Annotated in this window: 3 protein-coding genes; 1 reads left to right on the plus strand and 2 read right to left on the minus strand. The window is 62.0% G+C overall.

Translation table 11 applies throughout. The annotated features are described in order from the left end of the window. Positions 1 to 245: 245 nt before the first annotated feature. Both BO39_RS29140 and BO39_RS29145 read right to left on the minus strand, forming a co-directional pair. Positions 246 to 635, minus strand: coding sequence for a response regulator (locus tag BO39_RS29140; protein ID WP_043840380.1), 390 nt, complete (start codon positions 633 to 635; stop codon positions 246 to 248). Further along, complete coding sequence (locus tag BO39_RS29145) at positions 632 to 2,554, minus strand: PAS domain-containing protein (RefSeq protein WP_084698676.1); 1,923 nt, start codon at positions 2,552 to 2,554, stop codon at positions 632 to 634. The genes BO39_RS29140 and BO39_RS29145 overlap by 4 nt, the downstream gene beginning before the upstream one ends. A 192-nt stretch (positions 2,555 to 2,746) precedes the next feature. Here BO39_RS29145 and BO39_RS35620 point away from each other — a divergent pair. Further along, on the plus strand, positions 2,747 to 2,859 hold a 113-nt coding region (locus BO39_RS35620), incomplete at its 3' end, for a transposase (protein ID WP_478212689.1).

Raw genomic sequence — 2,859 nt, forward strand, 5'->3', positions numbered from 1 at the left:
CATTGATCCAGTCTCACCGAGGCCACTCTCCGCCGTCTCGCCATACTGCGGCTTGTACCCAGTCAGTGGGACGCCGCAAGGCCGCAACAGAACCGGTGGCCCTGACTTTGTCGATTCAGAACCGCCCAGGACCCGCCAAGTCCCACTTAGCGCAACTCGGCTCCCGCGTCGTATAATGCTAAACTACTAAATCAAGTAGACCCCTGCCTGAGATGCCCTGTCTGGTGACCGCAGCAGGTTGTCAGCTAATGCTTCAGGTTAGCGATTTGGCGCGCAATCGCACGAGTGAGATCGGTCATCCCCACAGGCTTTTCGCATCGCGGAAGGTCGACGTAGAGGGGTGGGATCGCACTCGCCTCGTAGCCTGTTGCGAGCACCATCGGCACTCGGCGCGCGAGGAGTGCATCCACGACGAGCCAACTCGTCTCGCCTTTGAGGTTCACGTCCAACAACGCCCCGTCGATCTCGGGCTCCGCCTTGATAAGATCGAGGGCCTCCTTCACCGTCGAAATGGGCCCGAGCACCACGGCACCTGCATCCACAAGCGCTTCGGCGATCTCGTCAGCGATCATGTACTCGTCCTCGGCAACAAGGACACGACATTGCCGCAAGCTCACGGGGGCAGCTTCGGTCATTCTCGTCCATCCTCGTTTCTGAACGTGCCCGCAGGCAGGGCGATGGTGCAGCGCACCCCATCGGACGTGAACTCAAGATGCGTCTCCGCCTTGAGCTGGTACGGCAGTGCACGGGTGATGAGTTCGGTTCCGTAACCCTGGCGCTCAGGGCGGCCGCTCGACATCGCCACCCCGCTCTCTCGCCACTCCAGCACCAGCTGTGCAGCGCTGTCGGGTCCTTCCAAACGCCAGGTGACCGACAGGTGGCCGGAGGGCTGTGCAATGGCACCGTACTTAACCGCGTTCGTCGCGAGTTCATGCAGGGCAAGGGCCATCGGCTGCACCTCCTCGCCAGGCAGGTTCACCGATGGTCCCTCGACGGTGACCCGATCCGATGTCCCGTCCCCTGCCGCGAGGAGTTCAGCCCTCACAAGCTCCTGCAGCGCCACACTCCAGGAACTGCTTCGTGCCAGGAAGCCCTGCACCCTGCCAATGGCAGCGAGGCGAGCATCATACTGGCTGCGGCCAGGCGAAGGACCGATGCTGCGGCGGGCGACATTGCGCACCACGGCGAGAAGATTTCTCGTGCGGTGCTGCAGTTCGGCCAGCAGTACGGTCTGCTGTCCCTGAAGGTGCTTGAGATCCTGGATATCGGTCGTGGTGCCGAGCCATTCGAGAGTGCGACCTTCAGGGTGCCCTGGCTCCGGTGTGCCGCGAACTGGGACAGAGCGAGTCTGATGCCACCGCCAATTGCCGTCAGCTGCGCGGCGCACCCGGAACTCGACATTGAGTAGCCCATTTGTGCCTGCCTCATGCCATGCCTGCCGCGCCCGCTCATGATCGTCAGGGTGGACCGCCTGCAGCCATCCCCAATCGCGACTTTCCTCCTGGCTCTGGCCCGTGTATTCTAGCCACTGCGGGCTAGCCCAGGTCCACTTTCCCTCACCGTCAGAGCGCCAGACGAGCAGCGGGATGCCCTCCATCAGCGTTCGCAGACGCCCTTCGCCCTCGATCAGCGCCGCCTCGACCCGCTTGAACTCGGTTACGTCGCTAGCTGCCCCGAACCATTCCGTGATCTCACCTTGCTGGTTGAAGAGTGGGACCGCACGAGAGTGCGTCCAGCCAACAGTTCCATCCGCACGGCAAACGCGATGCTCCAAGTCAAACGTACCCCGCGTCCAAATCGCTTCCTGTATTGACCCCGTCACCTGGGACTGGTCATCCGGATAAATGTATCCGAGCATCCAGGCCTTGCTTGGGCTTACTGTGTCGGATAGGAAGCCCTGGCCGTCGAGCTGTTGCATCTCGGTCCAGTCAGGACTCATGCGGTACACGACGTTGGAGGTCGCGGTCACCAGAGCGCGGTAGCGTGCCTCGCTCACCCGCAGCCGCGCCTCGCTCTCACGCATCTCCGCGACTTTGCGTAGGCGGCTTACCGCGGCAGCAACCAGGTTGGCGTAACCGCGCAGGAACTTCGTGTCGTCTTCCGTGAACCGACGGGGTACGCGGCTATCCACCTGCAGGATGCCGTAGGCTGGCTGATCCTTCCCGCCAATGATGATGACGTTCACCAGCGCTCGCACACCAGCATCCCTGATGAAACCAGCGTACTCAAATCGCTTCTCGGTCTCGATGTCCTCGGAGATGACGGCCTTGCCGGTCCGCAGGGCATGACCTTCAGACGAGCCTTGGTCGGCCTGGACCGTGACCTTGCCCACCACTCCTGTGGGCCAACCAACACCTGCCTTGATGAGCAGGGTGGTGCCGTCCTCTTGCAACTCCATCACCTTGGCGATGTCGGTCCCCAAAGCCTGGCCCACGAGGTAGCAAGCTTCCTGCAGGATCTCGCCAATGTTGTCGGACTGAAGGGCTAGTTCTCCAAAACGGGCTAAGACATCTCTTTGACGCAACCATTCCTGCTCACGAATGGAAGCTGTCACGGCACATTTCCCTGAACTTAACGAAATCTAAGGGCACTTACACGCCTGTGTCGAGCGAGTTGCCAAGAACTTGCAACCGTATGCGGGGCGGACAGCACTGCGGGAGTACGCCAGCACGTGCTCGCGCAAGGATGACCCTCCCCTGTGGTGGTGGACACCTCGGATAAGCTCCTGAGGGAGCGAGGTGCCCTGATCATGACGACGCGGTGTGAGTTCACGGAGGAGCTCAAGCGAGAGGCGGTAGGGCTGCTCGAGAGCAGCGGCCGCCCGCTGATGCGGGTGGCAAGGGAGCTGGGGATCCAGCC

The sequence above is a fragment of the Roseomonas aerilata DSM 19363 genome, assembly GCF_000711725.1.
Classification (GTDB): domain Bacteria; phylum Pseudomonadota; class Alphaproteobacteria; order Acetobacterales; family Acetobacteraceae; genus Roseomonas; species Roseomonas aerilata.